This window comes from Ralstonia sp. TCR112 (assembly GCF_007997035.1).
In the GTDB taxonomy this organism is placed as follows: Bacteria; Pseudomonadota; Gammaproteobacteria; order Burkholderiales; family Burkholderiaceae; genus Ralstonia; species Ralstonia edaphi.
In genome coordinates this window covers 63,716-77,189 of the sequence record NZ_VOSS01000010.1, presented here as the reverse complement: position 1 = coordinate 77,189, position 13,474 = coordinate 63,716, and the positions used below count along the sequence as shown (strand labels likewise).

Annotated in this window: 12 protein-coding genes and 2 pseudogenes; 7 read left to right on the top strand and 7 right to left on the bottom strand. The window is 64.8% G+C overall.

Annotated features, from left to right (window positions below; all coding sequences use genetic code 11):
* Both FUT88_RS04645 and FUT88_RS04640 read right to left on the bottom strand, forming a co-directional pair.
* Positions 1-332: pseudogene (locus tag FUT88_RS04645) on the bottom strand (P-II family nitrogen regulator); the annotation flags it as partial.
* A 45-nt stretch (positions 333-377) separates the two neighbouring features.
* Complete coding sequence (locus FUT88_RS04640) at positions 378-1,193, bottom strand: TorF family putative porin (RefSeq protein WP_147214021.1); 816 nt, start codon at positions 1,191-1,193, stop codon at positions 378-380.
* 535 nt (positions 1,194-1,728) lie between these two features.
* On the opposite strand from FUT88_RS04640, the gene FUT88_RS04635 reads away from it, so the two are divergent.
* The 3 genes from FUT88_RS04635 (at position 1,729) to FUT88_RS04625 (ending at position 4,415) form a co-directional block, all read left to right on the top strand.
* Positions 1,729-1,986 carry an accessory factor UbiK family protein gene (locus FUT88_RS04635; RefSeq protein WP_147214020.1) on the top strand — a complete coding sequence of 86 codons (258 nt, stop codon included), beginning with the start codon at positions 1,729-1,731 and terminating at the stop codon, positions 1,984-1,986.
* Between the two features lie 169 nt (positions 1,987-2,155).
* On the top strand, positions 2,156-2,668 hold the full coding sequence (locus FUT88_RS04630; protein ID WP_147214019.1) for a DUF1269 domain-containing protein: 513 nt from the start codon (positions 2,156-2,158) through the stop codon (positions 2,666-2,668).
* Positions 2,669-2,882: 214 nt separating this feature from the next.
* On the top strand, positions 2,883-4,415 hold the full coding sequence (locus tag FUT88_RS04625; RefSeq protein ID WP_147214018.1) for a YifB family Mg chelatase-like AAA ATPase: 1,533 nt from the start codon (positions 2,883-2,885) through the stop codon (positions 4,413-4,415).
* Positions 4,416-4,437: 22 nt separating this feature from the next.
* Here FUT88_RS04625 and FUT88_RS04620 read toward each other — a convergent pair whose 3' ends face one another.
* Both FUT88_RS04620 and FUT88_RS04615 read right to left on the bottom strand, forming a co-directional pair.
* A complete protein-coding gene (locus FUT88_RS04620; RefSeq protein ID WP_147214017.1) occupies positions 4,438-5,079 on the bottom strand; it encodes a LysE family transporter in 642 nt (213 codons plus the stop codon).
* 96 nt (positions 5,080-5,175) lie between these two features.
* Positions 5,176-5,730: a hypothetical protein gene (locus FUT88_RS04615; RefSeq protein ID WP_186829237.1), complete on the bottom strand. Its 555-nt coding sequence runs from the start codon at positions 5,728-5,730 to the stop codon at positions 5,176-5,178.
* Between the two features lie 97 nt (positions 5,731-5,827).
* Between FUT88_RS04615 and FUT88_RS04610 the strand changes: the two genes are divergently transcribed.
* From FUT88_RS04610 to FUT88_RS04600, 3 genes are all read left to right on the top strand, one after another.
* Complete coding sequence (locus tag FUT88_RS04610) at positions 5,828-6,343, top strand: O-acetyl-ADP-ribose deacetylase (RefSeq protein ID WP_147214015.1); 516 nt, start codon at positions 5,828-5,830, stop codon at positions 6,341-6,343.
* 102 nt (positions 6,344-6,445) lie between these two features.
* Positions 6,446-7,003 carry a TlpA disulfide reductase family protein gene (locus FUT88_RS04605; protein WP_147214014.1) on the top strand — a complete coding sequence of 186 codons (558 nt, stop codon included), beginning with the start codon at positions 6,446-6,448 and terminating at the stop codon, positions 7,001-7,003.
* Positions 7,004-7,141: 138 nt separating this feature from the next.
* Positions 7,142-7,879: a DUF2278 family protein gene (locus FUT88_RS04600; protein WP_147214013.1), complete on the top strand. Its 738-nt coding sequence runs from the start codon at positions 7,142-7,144 to the stop codon at positions 7,877-7,879.
* A 56-nt stretch (positions 7,880-7,935) separates the two neighbouring features.
* On the opposite strand, the pseudogene FUT88_RS04595 reads toward FUT88_RS04600, so the two are convergent.
* The 3 genes and pseudogenes from FUT88_RS04595 to FUT88_RS04585 all read right to left on the bottom strand — a co-directional run bounded on the left by FUT88_RS04595 (position 7,936) and on the right by FUT88_RS04585 (position 12,686).
* Positions 7,936-9,251 (bottom strand): annotated as a pseudogene (locus FUT88_RS04595) (sigma-54-dependent transcriptional regulator).
* A 25-nt stretch (positions 9,252-9,276) separates the two neighbouring features.
* The gene (locus FUT88_RS04590; protein ID WP_147214012.1) at positions 9,277-11,295 is read right to left on the bottom strand and encodes a sensor histidine kinase; all 2,019 of its coding nucleotides are present in this window, start codon (positions 11,293-11,295) and stop codon (positions 9,277-9,279) included.
* Between the two features lie 101 nt (positions 11,296-11,396).
* The gene (locus tag FUT88_RS04585) at positions 11,397-12,686 is read right to left on the bottom strand and encodes a dicarboxylate/amino acid:cation symporter (protein ID WP_147214011.1); all 1,290 of its coding nucleotides are present in this window, start codon (positions 12,684-12,686) and stop codon (positions 11,397-11,399) included.
* A 451-nt stretch (positions 12,687-13,137) separates the two neighbouring features.
* Between FUT88_RS04585 and FUT88_RS04580 the strand changes: the two genes are divergently transcribed.
* Positions 13,138-13,467 carry a (2Fe-2S) ferredoxin domain-containing protein gene (locus tag FUT88_RS04580; RefSeq protein ID WP_027678378.1) on the top strand — a complete coding sequence of 110 codons (330 nt, stop codon included), beginning with the start codon at positions 13,138-13,140 and terminating at the stop codon, positions 13,465-13,467.
* Positions 13,468-13,474 lie beyond the last annotated feature (7 nt).

Genomic DNA, 13,474 nt, shown 5'->3' with positions numbered 1-13,474 from the left:
GGCGTCGCCGCCGGTCTCACCGGTGCGGATGCGAATGACTTGTTCGACGTCGCCGCGAAGATCTTGCCGTCGCCGATCTTGCCGGTGCGCGCGGATTTTTCGATCGCCTCGACGGCGCGCTCGACTACGTCGTCAGGCACAGCCACTTCGATCTTTACTTTAGGCAGGAAGTCGACGATGTACTCCGCGCCGCGGTAAAGCTCGGTATGGCCCTTCTGGCGCCCGAAGCCTTTGACCTCCGTGACGGTAATGCCCGAGACACCCACTTCGGACAATGCCTCGCGGACCTCGTCGAGCTTGAACGGCTTGATGATGGCCATGATGAGTTTCATGCTGGTTCCTCCTCGGTCGCGGCACCGGAGCGCCGCCGCGCATCGTTATTGGAAAGTCTTGGTGATCGACAGCAGGGCCGTGGCCTTGCCCATGTAGTTGCCGCGCGTGTTCGTGTAGAACGCGCGCGAAGCGTTCGTATCGATGTAGGCCAGCGACGCCGCCCAGCCGTTGCCGAAGTCTTTCGTCACGCCGACCTTCCAGTCGGCATATGAAGCGCGCACGGCCTGGTGCGGCACTTGCTGGTAGCCGGCATGCAGGTTCAGAGTCAGGCCCCAGAAGCCGGTGTCGAAGTTGCCCGACAGGTCGAAGTACTGGCTGTGATGCGAATCGGGCGTGCCGAACAGGTTCGAAAACGCGTGCGAATATTTGAACGTGACCGGGCCATAGCCGATCTGCGCATAGCCTTCGGTCGTGTGCGGACGCGTGAAGCCGTCGGGATAGCTGCCCGGATAGTAGTACTGGAGCACGCCGACGTCGATCGGCACGTCCTTGATGATCTCGGTCTTGTAGCCGGCGTAAAAGTCCATCTCGATCGGCGCGGAGACGTTCGAGTTCGAATCGCTCAGCCAGCTGATCGAAGAGTTCCAGTTGCCGACATAGAAGCCCTCGGGCAGCACGCCGCCCGGAATGGCGTAGTCAAAGCCGCCTTGGATGGCCGGCTTGTTGTTCGTCTGCATGATGCCGCGGTAGCGGTATTGGCTGGCCAGCGTGACGTTGGCTGTGAGCGCGGCGGGCGCGGGTGCGGGTGCGGCAGCCGGTGCATCAGCCGCGGGTGCGGACTGGGCGATGGCGGATTGGCTCACACCGGCAACGGCACCGGTCAGCAGTACAAGGCTGGCTGCGTACGCAAACTTCTTCATAACGGCTCTCCCCCTTTAGAAAGTCGCAAACGGCAATGGAAAAAAAATCGCACCAGTTCTGCAACTGTCATGCCATGTCCATGTCGTCGGATTGGAGAGCCCCTTCGGTTCCAGCGTGCCGCTACGCCATCGCGCAAACCGGGGAGAAATTGGGGACGGGTCGCGCCTGACCACACCTGCTGCCCGCGAAGGGTTGCCACAGGCCGGTTCCCGCTGAGGTGTCCGACACCGTCATGGCGCGATAAAAACCATGTGATAGAGTGATTTCAGCCCTATGCAGCGGCCCGCGATGCGCGGCACGGGAACTGCGGCGACGGGTTCTGTCCCCGTTTGTACGGCGCCTCCGATGCCGCATCGCAGCGAGATTTAGAGCAAGGTGTGCCGTTTAGCGCGCTCAGCCGGTACCATCGCGGCCGGCAGCACCGAAACCACGCGCTTGGCGCAGGCCTTCGCACCACGACACAGCAATTCCAGCGCACAGTTGCGGTGCATGCACCGGCTTGGCGCAGGCAGCACGACCCACGGAGCAAACGACATGAAACCGACCGACCTCTTTTCCGACTTCCAAAACCGCGTGAGCGAAGCGCTGCGCAACTCGCCGGCAGCCGATATCGAGAAGAACGTCCGCGCGATGATGACCCAGGGCTTCTCGAAGCTCGATCTCGTCACGCGCGAGGAATTCGACGTGCAATCGCAGGTCCTGGCGCGTACGCGTGCGCGCCTGGAAGAACTGGAAACGCGCGTGGCGACGCTGGAAGCGCAGCTCAAGTCTACCGCTCCAGCAGATCAGTAAATCCGGTGCCCGGTGTTGCGCCGGGTCCGCATCTGCATGGCCGCTGTGCCGGCGGCCGCACCCCTGCTGCGGCGCACAGCGAAAAGATCGGTGCGCCGCCTTGTTGCGGCTGGCGAACTGATCTAGAACGTCCTTAAGACGCGCGCGCACCGCGCTTGAGGAGAAGATCATGCAGCATCGCCTCTACTTCCTGATGCCGGACGTCGCCAGCGCCCGGCGCGTGATGAACGATCTCCTGCTGGCGCGCATTACCGAGCGCCACATCCACTTCGTCTCGAGGCCCGGCGTCGATCTCACCGGCCTGCACGAAGCCAACATCCTCCAGACTTCCGACATCGTCCACGCCACCCAGAATGGGTTGGTGATCGGCGGCGGAGCGGGCGTGCTGGCGGGCGTCGTGGCGGCCATGTTCCCGATCATCGGCGAAGGGCCGCAGTGGGGCATGGTGGGCATTACCACCGTGGTTGGCGCGCTGTTTGGCGCCTGGGCCTCGAGCATGATCGGCAGTTCGGTGCCCAACAGCCGCCTGAAACCGTTCAAGCAGGCAGTGGAGGACGGGCAGATCCTGCTGATGGTCGATGTGCCGCGCTCGCGCGTGAAAGAGGTACGCGCGCTGCTGCAGAAGACGCATCCCGAAGGCCACTTCAGTGGCGAAGATGCGGCCATGCCGGCCTTCCCCTGAGTGGATCTGCTGACAACGAAGCCGGAGCCCAGTGCTCCGGTTTTTTTATGCCGGCGCCTCATGCCGACGCGATCGTCAAATTTGGATGCCGGTGAACATGGCGCCGTAATTCGGCTGGCACAGTGGAGGGTTCCGCAACCGTCACGTTCCGTCACGCCATGCACCGATGCCACGCCCTCCGCCTCGCCAGTGAGTTTTCCGGGAGGGCGGCGCAATGAGCCTTGCCGTGCTGCGTTCGCGGGCGCTGTCGGGCATCGATGCGCCGGCCGTCTCGGTGGAGGTCCATCTGGCGAACGGCCTGCCATCGTTCACCATCGTCGGCCTGCCCGACACCGAGGTGAAGGAGAGCAAGGATCGCGTACGGGCGGCGATCCAAAACAGCCGCTTCGAGTTTCCGGCGCGGCGCATCACCGTCAACCTCGCCCCGGCCGATCTTCCGAAAGAATCTGGCCGGTTCGACCTGGCTATCGCGCTGGGCATCCTCGCTGCCAGCCGGCAGATTCCGCACACGCATCTGGACGCGCACGAGTTTGCGGGCGAGTTGTCACTGTCCGGCGATCTGCGGCCGATTCGCGGTGCGCTTGCGATGGCGTATGCGCTGTCGCGCCACCCCGCCCCTGCCGATGGCGATGCACCGCTCGCCCGCGCCTTCGTGCTGCCCGCTGAGAACGCCGCCGAAGCAGCCCTCGTGAGCGGCACAAAAGTCCTCCCGGCACGCACGCTCATCGAGGTGTGCGACCACCTGAGCGCACCGGACCGCAAGCTCGCGCCAGCGCTGCCCGCGCCGGTTGACGCGGACATCCGCTATCCCGACTTGGCTGACGTGCGCGGACAGCCGCAAGCACGGCGGGCGCTGGAAGTCGCGGCCGCAGGCGGTCATTCCATGCTGATGATCGGGCCGCCTGGCACTGGCAAGTCGATGCTTGCGCAGCGGTTTCCGGGCTTGCTGCCGGACATGAGCGACGACGAAGCGCTCTCCGCCGCCGCCGTGATGAGCCTGACCACGCGCGGCTTCGATGCACGGCGCTGGAAGGTCCGGCCGTTCCGTTCACCGCACCACACGGCGTCGGCTGTGGCGATGGTGGGCGGCGGCAATACGCCAAGGCCGGGCGAAATCTCGCTGGCGCATCAGGGCGTGCTTTTCCTCGATGAACTTCCAGAGTTCGAGCGCCGCGTGCTCGAAGTCCTGCGCGAGCCGCTGGAAACCGGCCACATCACCATCTCGCGTGCGGCGCATCAGACCGACTTTCCGGCCAGCTTCCAGCTGATTGCCGCAATGAACCCGTGCCCGTGCGGCTATCGCGGCCATCCGCTGCGGGCGTGCCGCTGCACGCCGGACCAGGTTGAGCGTTACCAGGCGCGCATCTCCGGACCGCTACTCGATCGCATCGACGTGCAGATCGAGGTGCCGACGCCCTCGCAGGAAGAACTGCTCGACGGGCCGCCAGGTGAACCGACGCTCAACGTGGCGCAGCGTGTCGCTGCCGCGCGCGCGCGACAACTCGCACGACAAGGCAAACGCAACGCCTTGCTGGGCGGCCATGAAATCGATCTGCATTGCAGCCGCACCGATGCGGCCGATGGCTTGCTGCGCCATGCGATGACGCGCTTTTCATGGTCCGCCCGCGCCTATGCGCGCGTGCTCAAGCTGGCTCGCACGATTGCCGACTTGGCAGGCGACGAGCAGATCGATGCGGCCCACGTGGGCGAAGCCATTCAGTACCGGCGCGGGGTGAAGGCGGATTAACGATTACCCGTCGCGATGAAGCTCAAGCAGTCTGCCGCTTCACAAAGAACAGCGCCGCGCCAATGCTCATTAGCATGCCGCCAAAAAACCGGCTCTGCCAACGCAGCGCCCGCGGATTGCGGAACAGACGCTGCGCCCGCGAGGCCAGCAGCGCATAACCGTGCATGACGATCAGGTCGACAAACACCATCGTCGCCGCCAGGATGCCGAGTTGCCACAGCAGCGGCTTGGCCGGATCGATGAACTGCGGCAGCACCGCCACCATGAACAGGATGCCCTTCGGGTTCGTCAGGTTGGTCAGCAACCCGACCAGGAACCGGCGGCGCGCCCCACTGCCTGAAACCTTCACGGGCTCGCCCTCAGCCGGCTTGGCGATCTGGATGGGCGTGCGCCATTGCACGATGCCCAGGTAGATCAGGTACAGCGCGCCGATGATCTTGATGGCTGTAAAGGCATGCTCCGATGCGATCAGCAGTGCGCCCAGCCCCGCGCCCGCAATGAAAAGGATCACAACAATGCCCAGTTCCAGCCCCGCAATCGTGACCGACGTGCGGCGCACGCCATGCGTCAGGCCGTGGCTCATGCAGAGGATGGCGCCGGACCCAGGCGAGATGGCGATCACCCAGGCGGCCAGAAAAAAGGCCAGCCAGACTTGCAACGTCATGATGGTTCCCCGTGATGTCGTGAATGATCTTGCGGTAAAGCGCAAGGCGACGATTGTGCACCGCCTTCGGCAAGTTCGCTCGAGACTGCGTAGGGACTAGTACGGATGAAAGCTGGCCAGGAACTGGTCGACCTGCTCCTGCTGGCGTGCATCGCGTGCGGCATCGCCCGATTCCAGGACGACGGCCTGGTAGGCACGCTTTCCCGTGGCGACCACGCGGGCGGTCAGCCGGCGCGGCGCGGGATCGTCTCCGCCAGCACCCTGCGCGATCAGTTCGACGGCGGGCAATGACAACGGCGGCTGCGCGGCTGTCTGCACGGCGATGTCGCGCTCGGTCACGCGGCCCTTCAAGTTGGCGGACAGACCACTGCGCAGCGCCTCCACGGCGCGTTGGCGCCAGACCGGATCGTCCGCCGGCAGCTCCACCACACCGATGGCGAAGAGCGTGCCGTCGACGCTGGCCGCCTGCATCGTCATCGGCATGCGCTGGCCGTTGATGACGACGGGACGCGCCTCTGCGGTGGGCTTGGCGGGGTAATCCACGGCATAGGCGCCTTCGTTGGAATGGACCGTGCGCCAGTCGTACTTTGGCGAACAGGCCATCAGCAGCGCACAGGCCAACGCGCCACCCGCCCTCCGCCAGCCTGCCATAACGTTCACTGCCACGCCGCCTCCCGTTAGTTTTCGGTCCGTTTCCGAGCCGCCTATTATCGGACAGAGATGCCCGCCCTCCCCGTGAAGGACCGCCATGCCCGCCCCGTCCGCCACCCTGCGTGCCCTGCGCGCCGACATCACCACGCTCGACTGCGATGCCATCGTCAACGCGGCGAACAGCTCGCTGCTCGGCGGTGGCGGCGTGGATGGCGCCATCCACCGCGCGGCCGGACCGGAACTATTGGAAGCCTGCCGCGCACTCCATGGCTGCCGGACCGGTGAAGCCAAACTCACGCCCGGCTTTCGTCTGCCCTGCCGCTACATCATCCATACCGTCGGACCGATCTGGCGCGGCGGCCGGCAGGACGAGGCGGCGCTGCTGGCCGCGTGCTACCGCAACAGCCTGGAGCTGGCACGCGAGCACGGCGTACGCAGCATCGCGTTTCCGTGCATCAGCACCGGCGTGTATGGCTTCCCGCCGCAGTTGGCCGCGCCGATTGCAGTACGTGCCGCCCGCGAGCATGGCAGCCCTCTGGAGACGATCACCTTTTGCTGCTTCTCGGCTGCGGATTTGATCCTGTACGAAGCCGCCCTCGGCAACGGAAAGTGACCCCTGAATCGCACTGCGGACGGATTGACGCAACGCACATGCGACGGTGGCACGGCGGGCCTACAATAGGCGTCTGATTTCTTTCCGGATCCCGTTGCCGACATGGCCTCGACCCTGACTTCCTCCGCAGCCGCGGCATCTGGCGCCACCTCAGGCGGGCGCCGCTGGCTGCTTCCCGTGATCGTGCTGATGCTGGCCGTGGCCGGCTGGTTCGGCTGGCGTGCGTTTTCGCCGTCGCAGCAGGTCCCGGCGGCGACCTTCACGCTGCTGGATGGACAAAAGCTTTCGACGCAGGACCTGAAGGGCAAGGTCTATCTCGTCAACTTCTGGGCCACGAGCTGCGCAACGTGCATCAAGGAAATGCCCAACATGGTCCAGACGTTCAACAAGTACAAGGGCGAGGGCCTGGAATACGTGGCCGTGGCGATGAGCTACGACGCGCCGATGTACGTGATGAACTTCAGCCAGACGCGGCAGCTGCCCTTCAAGGTCGCGATGGATGCCGATGGCTCGGCCGCCAAGGCCTTCGGCGATGTACAGCTCACGCCGACCACGTTCCTGGTCGATCGCGACGGCCGCATCCTCAAGCGCTACGTGGGTGAACCGGAATGGTCGTCGTTCGACGCGCTGCTCAAGCAAACGCTGGGCAAGCAGGCCTGAGCACGCCGTCCACAATCCAGACAACAACGCCCGGTCGATGCCGGGCGTTTTTGTTTTCGGGCGACACAGCTTCCACACTAGGTTCATGCGGGCCTGTTGCAATGGCGGTCCGTCAATGCTTGGTTCGATGGAGTGCGCATGGCCAATCACTACTGCATGTTCAAGGGCAAGCTGAAATTCGGCGTGCCGTATCTGGAGGGCTACAACGGCAATCCGCATTACGCGATCGTGGTGGAAGCGCCGGACGGTTCGGAATTCGTGGTGCTCGCCAACGTGAAGTCCGACTCGAGCATGCCGGGCGCCGGCGCCGCGGGTTATCACGTGCTGTATCAGTGGACGACAGATCTGCAGCTGCCGATCACCGCCGACCTCGCCGCGCTGGCCCCCGGCCTGCACGAAAGCGGCTTCCCGCGCCTGGATTACGTGCGCGACGCCGGGCTGGTCGACTTCCCCAACATGCGGCCGATCGCGCTGGATACCGAAACGGAACACAACGACATCAACGCGCTCGTTGACGACATGCTCAACCTCGACCGAACCGCCACGCCGATCGACTACGTCTACCACGGCAGCTCCGGCGACGACGACCGCAAAGGCTGGCCCCCGCGCACCGACGTGACGGTCTACGGCTTCGGCTTCCTGTTCGAGCCGCAGCACAACGGGCTGCACGAAACGCACATGAACCAGGGCAATCCGGTGGTGCATACGCCGGGTGTGAAGGACCATTCGCGCGAAAACGGTATACGGCAGGACGGTGCTGTCATCGTGGAAATCGACGGCAAGTTCCAGGCGCTGCTGATCGCGTTTCAGACGCAACGGATTCCGACGGATGACCGCGGATATCCGGTGGCGGATGCGCATCCGATTCTCGGCTGAGCGGGAAAAGAAAACGCCCGGTCTTGGCCGGGCGTGTCATGTGCGGGCGTGTCAAATCAAAGGCCGTACCGCTTGATCTTGTCATACAGCGTCGCGCGGCCGACCTGCAGAATGTCGGCCGCCTGATGCACCGAGCCGCCGGTGCGCGCCAGCGTTTCGGCTATCACCGTGCGTTCGTAGCGCTCCACCCGCTCCTTGAGCGGCATGCCGTCTTCCGACGCATCCGGCACGACAGGCGTGCGGCCCACGCCAAGCACCAGACGGTCGGCAGCGTTGCGCAGTTCACGCACATTGCCGGGCCAGTTCGATTGCATCAGCTCGTGGCGCTGACGCTCCGCGAGCATCGGCAGCGGGCGCTGATAGCGCACAGCGGCCTCGAGCAGGAAGTGTTCGAACAGCGGGATGATGTCTTCGCGGCGTTCGCGCAGCGGCGGCAAATCGATAACAACCACATTTAGCCGGTAATACAAGTCGCGCCGGAAACCGCCCGCCTCGATCAGCGCTTCCATATCGCCCTTGGCGGCCGCAACAATGCGCACGTCGATGCGCACTGAGGCATTCGAGCCCAGCCGCTCCAGCGTACCCTCCTGCAGCACACGGAGCAGCTTGACCTGCAGCGCGATCGGCATGCTTTCGATCTCGTCGAGGAACAGCGTGCCGCCCGAAGCGTGCTCGAGCTTGCCGATGCGCCGCTTGCCCGCGCCGGTGAAGGCACCGGCTTCGTGACCGAACATCTCGCTCTCGAAAATCTGTTCGGGCACGGCGCCGCAGTTCAGCGCGATGAACGGCTTGTCATGACGCGGCGACAGCATGTGCAGACTGCGTGCGACCAGTTCCTTGCCCGTGCCGGTCTCGCCGTTGATGAGCACCGGCGCATCGGTGGTGGCGACGTTTTCGATCAGCGCGCGAACCGCACCCATCGCAGGCGAGCGCCCGATGATGCGCGTGCCAGCCGCCGGGCCCGCCAGTTCGCGGCGCAGTGCGCGGTTCTCCAGCTCCAGCGCGCGGCGCTCGACGGCGCGGCGCACGGTCTCGGTCAGGCGCTCGGCAGGAAACGGCTTCTCGATGAAATCAACGCGCCTTCCCGCATCGCCTGCACGGCCATCGTGATGTCGCCATGGCCGGTGACGAGCACCACGGGAATCCCCGTGCCAAACGACTGGCAGTGGGCGAGAACATCCAGGCCGCTCGCGCCCGGCAGGCGCAGGTCGCTCACCACCACGCCAGGGAAGTTCGCGTCGATCTTGCCGACGGCTTCTTCGGCGCTGCCGAACGCCTGCACGTTGAAGCCGGCCAGCTCCAGGCTCTGCGCGGTGGCCTGGCGAACGGGCGGGTCGTCTTCGATGAAAAGAACGGTCAAGCCTTCGGACATGGTTCGTGTCTATGTGAAAAACGGATCAGGTGGACGCCGCGGAGGTCACGTCGGCGCGTACCAGCGTCAGCGTAAATTGCGCGCCGCCGCCCGGCATGTTCACGGCCGACAGCGAGCCGCCGAAGTCCCGCGCGATGCTGGTGGAGATGGCAAGCCCAAGGCCGAGCCCCTGGCCGATCTCCTTGGTGGTGAAGAACGGCTCGAACAGGTGCGGCATGGCGTCGGGCGGAATGCCGGGGCCGTTGTCGCGCACGGCAATGGACAGCTGATTCGGTTGCGCCTGCGCGCCCTCTGCGGGGCCGATGGTGATGTCGATGCGGCCGGCGCGTGCCGGTTCATTGGCGTTGATCGCATCCAGCGCATTGCCAACCAGATTGATCAGCACTTGCTCCAGCTTCAGTTCATCGGCGCGAACGACCGCCTCCGTCTCGGGGATGCGCCAGTGCAGTTCGACCAGCACGTCGCCCAGGCGCGGACGCAGCAGCGCGAGCGTGTGATCGAGCGCTACCCGCACCTGCACATCCACCACCTTGCGCCGCGAGCGGCCCGCGAACAGCTTGAGCTGCGCGGTGATCTTGCCCATGCGTTCGGTCAGGTCGGCAATCGCCTGCAGGTTGTCGGTGGCCGCGCCGTGCTGGCCGCGTTCAAGCAGGATGCGCGTGTTGTCGGAGAACGTGCGCAGCGCGGCCAGCGGCTGGTTGAGTTCGTGCGTGATGCCGGCGGCCATCTGGCCCAGCGCGGCAAGCTTGCTGGCCTGCACGAGTTCGTCCTGCGTGGCGCGCAGTTCGGCCTCGGCGCGCGTGCGGTCGACGATCTCGTGCTGCAGTTGTTCGTTGGTGGCCATCAGGTCGGCGGTGCGGTCTTCCACGCGGCGTTCGAGCTGGTCGTATGCCGCTTCGAGCAGGCGCCGGCTACGCAGCATCTCCATCATGCGCAGTCGGCGCTGGCGCCAATAGAACAGCAGCAGGCACGCAAACGCGAAGGCGAACGCCGCCGCCACGGTCGCGCTGCGCGCGGCGCCCATCACGGGCTCCACCGGCGTGAGATACATCAGCGTCCAGTCGGGCTCGACTAGGTCACGCGAAACCTGCAGATAGCGCGTGGCGTTCGTGCGCTCGCCCACGCGGATCAGCTCTGCGCCTTCCGGCAACCTTCCGGTCAATCGCAGGAAGGCCGGCGCCTCGGGCTGCAACGGCAGCGGCGTGATCTGCTTGCGGTAATACTGGCGCGTCGCCTCCAGCTGCGCCTGCAGTTTCGACGTAAGAGGCTCCACCGTGCGGTACTGCCACGCGGGCACGGACGACAGGAAAATCACACCGTTCTCGTCGGCCACCATCACGGGCTCCGACGCGTCGTGGCTGGCGCGGCCGAACCATTCGAGGTTGAGCTTGACCACCGTCACGCCGATCACGCGGCCATCCTGCATGACGGGCTGCGAGATGTAATAGCCCGGCTCCTCACGCGTGATGCCAATGCCGTAAAAGCGCCCGACGTGGCCTTCTGCCGCCTGCTGGAAATACGGCCGGAACAGATATTCGGCGCCGACGAAGCTGTCAGGCTGGTTGTAGTTGGATGCGGCCAGCGCCTTGCCGCTGGGGGCGATCACATAGGTGGCAGTGGCGTGCGCGCGATCGTTGACTTCCCGCAGATAGCGGTTCGCCCGGTCGACGTTGGCAGGCGTCGGATTGGCGAGCAGATCGTGGATGAACGGATGCAGCGCCACCAGCGCCGGCAGGTATTCGTAGCGGTCTAGCGTGCTCTTGAGGTTGGCGGCATAGCGATCGACCCGGCCACCGGCGGCCTGCTGGGCCTGCGTGAGTCCCCGGTTCCAGGCCACCACAAAGGTGGTCGCGCACACCACGGCCATCACCATCACGAGCCCCAGCGCCACGAGCCACCAGAAGCCGCGTCGCGAGCCGGAGGCGCTGGTCAAGGAGAAATCGGGATCGGACATCGGCTGGAGGTCGGCGGCGGAGAGTGTTGCCGTGCCTTCCAACGTCGTGCCCGCAGTCGGCATGTCGCCGAGGTGCTTCACGAGGTGCATCCCAAAAAAGAAGCGGGGCCGTCTGGAAGGACAGGCCCCGCAATCATACGCTTTGCGCTTTCAGGCGCCGGCGCCCGCAGGCGTCAGCCAGAACCGAGCGATCAAACTGCCGGGGTGGCCGGCACGCCCTCGTCGCTGCGGTCGCCCGACAGCACGCGAGCCAGCTTGGCGCGATCCAGTTCACGTTCCCACGCCGAGATCACCACGCAGGCCACGCCGTTGCCGGTGATGTTGGTCAGGGCACGGCATTCGCTCATGAAGCGGTCGATACCGAGAATCAGCACCATGCCCGCCACCGGAATATCCGGCACCACGGCCAGCGTTGCAGCCAGCGTGATGAAGCCCGCACCGGTAATGCCCGATGCGCCCTTCGACGTCAGCATGGCAACGGCCAGGATGGTCAGTTGCTGCGTCCAGGTCAGCTCGATGTTCAGCGCCTGCGAAATGAAGATCACCGCCATCGTCATGTAGATGTTGGTGCCGTCCAGGTTGAACGAATAACCGGTCGGAACCACCAGGCCCACCACCGACTTCGAGCAGCCCAGCTTCTCCATCTTTTCCATCAGGTGCGGCAGCGCCGATTCCGACGAGCTGGTACCCAGCACGATCAGCAGTTCTTCCTTGATGTACGAAACAAAGCGGAAGATGTTGAAGCCGACGAGCCGCGCAATGATGCCCAGCACCACCACCACGAAGATGACGGCCGTCAGGTAGAACGTGCCGACCAGCTTGAGCAGCGGCACCAGCGAGATCACGCCGTACTTGCCGATGGTGAATGCCATGGCGCCAAAGGCACCGATCGGGGCCACGCGCGTGATGACGTGCACGATGCGGAAGAACACATGCGAGATCTGGTCGATGAAGTCCGTCACCACCTGTGCACGGTCACCGATCGCCGAGAGGGCACCGCCAAACAGCAGCGCGATCAGCAGGATCTGCAGAATGTCGCCCTTGGCAAACGCATCGACCACCGTGCTCGGGATGATGTTGAGGAGGAAGTCGACCGTGCTGGCCGAATGCGCCTTGGCGGCGTACTGAGCCACGGCCTTGGCGTCGATGGTGTTCACATCAACGTTGAAGCCGGCGCCCGGGTTGAAGATGTGGCCAGCAGCCAGGCCGATCACCAGGGCGAAGGTCGAGACCACCTCAAAGTAGATCAGCGCCTTGCCGCCCACGCGGCCCACCTTCTTCATGTCGCGCATGCCGGCAATGCCGGAGACGACGGTACAGAAGATGATCGGCCCGATCACCATCTTGATCAGTTGGATGAAGCCATCGCCCAGCGGCTTCATCTTCACGGCGAGTTCGGGCGAGTAATGGCCCAGCAGAACGCCAATGACGATGGCCGCCAGCACCTGTACGTACAGGATTTTATAGAACGGTTTTTTCATGTCTTCCTCGAGTGTCACAGACCGGCCGTGCGCTCAACTGCTCGCCCGGTCCGACCCGCCCTGGTGTGGTCTCTCTCCTGCCTCGATACGCCGATGTTCCCGGCGCCTCCCGCAGCAGGTCGCTCTTTATTGCAAGGGCTATGCCAACGTCGATTTCGAGGACTGGCTGCCCGCCAGCCCTTGTACCAGCTTGGTGTGACTACGATGGCACCCGCCCCGGCCGTCGTCAATCCCGGAATCCGCGCACGGCGGGTGTCCAGACATCCGGAAAACATGCTGCGACGCAGCATCGCCGGTCGCATCGCACCTCCCTCGCGAGGAAAGGGGCGCATCGGGGCCGTATAATGCCGGCTCGTTACGCAAATCCACCTGTGCGCGCCACGCCGGGAAGGCCATTCGCCTCATGCCGCGCGCGCCGCCACGCAGCCCTCCCAGTCCTCTCCGTCCGCCCATGAGCAGCCACTACCAGCACCACGTTTTCTTCTGCCTGAACGAACGCGAGGATGGCTCGCGCTGCTGCGCCGACTTTGGCGCCAAGGCCATGCAGGAATACGCCAAGAAGCGTTGCAAGGAACTCGGCATCAATGGTGAAGGCCGCGTGCGCATCAACAAGGCCGGCTGCCTGGACCGCTGCGAACTCGGTCCGGTCATGGTGGTCTACCCCGAGGCCGTCTGGTACACCTTCGTCGACAAGGAAGACATCGACGAGATCATCCAGAGCCATCTGATCGAGGGCAAACCGGTCGAACGGCTGATGGTCGACCGCCCCGCCAACGCGTGAGCCCGCG

What these genes read in the sequence shown, in the direction of transcription:
- FUT88_RS04640 (WP_147214021.1), bottom strand. Translation starts at nt 1,193, where the DNA reads ATGAAGAAGTTTGCGTACGCAGCCAGCCTTGTACTGCTGACCGGTGCC.
- FUT88_RS04590 (WP_147214012.1), bottom strand. Translation starts at nt 11,295, where the DNA reads ATGCACCTCGTGAAGCACCTCGGCGACATGCCGACTGCGGGCACGACG.
- FUT88_RS04615 (WP_186829237.1), bottom strand. Translation starts at nt 5,730, where the DNA reads ATGGCAGGCTGGCGGAGGGCGGGTGGCGCGTTGGCCTGTGCGCTGCTG.
- FUT88_RS04585 (WP_147214011.1), bottom strand. Translation starts at nt 12,686, where the DNA reads ATGAAAAAACCGTTCTATAAAATCCTGTACGTACAGGTGCTGGCGGCC.
- FUT88_RS04635 (WP_147214020.1), top strand. Translation starts at nt 1,729, where the DNA reads ATGAAACCGACCGACCTCTTTTCCGACTTCCAAAACCGCGTGAGCGAA.
- FUT88_RS04605 (WP_147214014.1), top strand. Translation starts at nt 6,446, where the DNA reads ATGGCCTCGACCCTGACTTCCTCCGCAGCCGCGGCATCTGGCGCCACC.
- FUT88_RS04580 (WP_027678378.1), top strand. Translation starts at nt 13,138, where the DNA reads ATGAGCAGCCACTACCAGCACCACGTTTTCTTCTGCCTGAACGAACGC.
- FUT88_RS04600 (WP_147214013.1), top strand. Translation starts at nt 7,142, where the DNA reads ATGGCCAATCACTACTGCATGTTCAAGGGCAAGCTGAAATTCGGCGTG.
- FUT88_RS04610 (WP_147214015.1), top strand. Translation starts at nt 5,828, where the DNA reads ATGCCCGCCCCGTCCGCCACCCTGCGTGCCCTGCGCGCCGACATCACC.
- FUT88_RS04625 (WP_147214018.1), top strand. Translation starts at nt 2,883, where the DNA reads ATGAGCCTTGCCGTGCTGCGTTCGCGGGCGCTGTCGGGCATCGATGCG.
- FUT88_RS04630 (WP_147214019.1), top strand. Translation starts at nt 2,156, where the DNA reads ATGCAGCATCGCCTCTACTTCCTGATGCCGGACGTCGCCAGCGCCCGG.
- FUT88_RS04620 (WP_147214017.1), bottom strand. Translation starts at nt 5,079, where the DNA reads ATGACGTTGCAAGTCTGGCTGGCCTTTTTTCTGGCCGCCTGGGTGATC.